Source organism: Pseudomonas sp. FSL R10-0399 (genome assembly GCF_009600165.1).
GTDB classification, from domain to species: Bacteria; Pseudomonadota; Gammaproteobacteria; order Pseudomonadales; family Pseudomonadaceae; genus Aquipseudomonas; species Aquipseudomonas helleri.
This window is the reverse complement of sequence record NZ_WIWK01000294.1, coordinates 1-507: the sequence shown is the minus strand read 5'-3', so window position 1 is coordinate 507 and position 507 is coordinate 1. Positions and strand designations below refer to the sequence as shown.

The following is a 507-nucleotide window of genomic DNA, read 5'->3' as shown; positions in this document are numbered from 1 at the left end:
CCATTAAGTCCACACCCGCCCCGGCAGCGGCGCCGGCGGCAATCCCGCTGCCCACGCGCACCCCCAATTGCTTGAGGGTTTCGGGGTTGAACAAGTCGTCGCCCCAACGTCCGTCCAGCAACGGCAAGTCGCTGGCCGCCGCGTCCTGGGGGCGAAAACCGTACAGCTTGAGCAGCGCCTCGACGCAGCGTTGTTCACGCTGGCGAACCGCTTCGCGCAGTTGATTGATGGCCTGTTGCTCGACAGTTTTTTCGCTGGCCACGCTACGCCGGCACGCGGCGCAGTCAATCAACAGTTCCGCGATCATGCGCAGGGCGCTGTGTTTGCGTGCTTCGCGTTGAGCCTCCTGATCAGTGATCAAGCGTTGCAGCGCGTCGCGTGAATGCTCCAGCAGCAAGGCGAGGCTTTCATACAGGCGGCGCTCGCCGTCTTCCGGCGGGGCCACGCTGTCAAAACGCACCAGCGCATGCAGGCCGAGCCGGGCCAAGGCGTCGCGCCATTCAGGCT

Annotated in this window: 1 protein-coding gene; it reads right to left on the bottom strand. The window is 65.1% G+C overall.

Features of this window, described 5'->3' with window-relative positions; all coding sequences use genetic code 11:
- A partial coding sequence (locus GHO41_RS29505) for a DUF3482 domain-containing protein (protein ID WP_153435367.1) occupies positions 1-507 on the bottom strand: 507 nt, incomplete at both ends.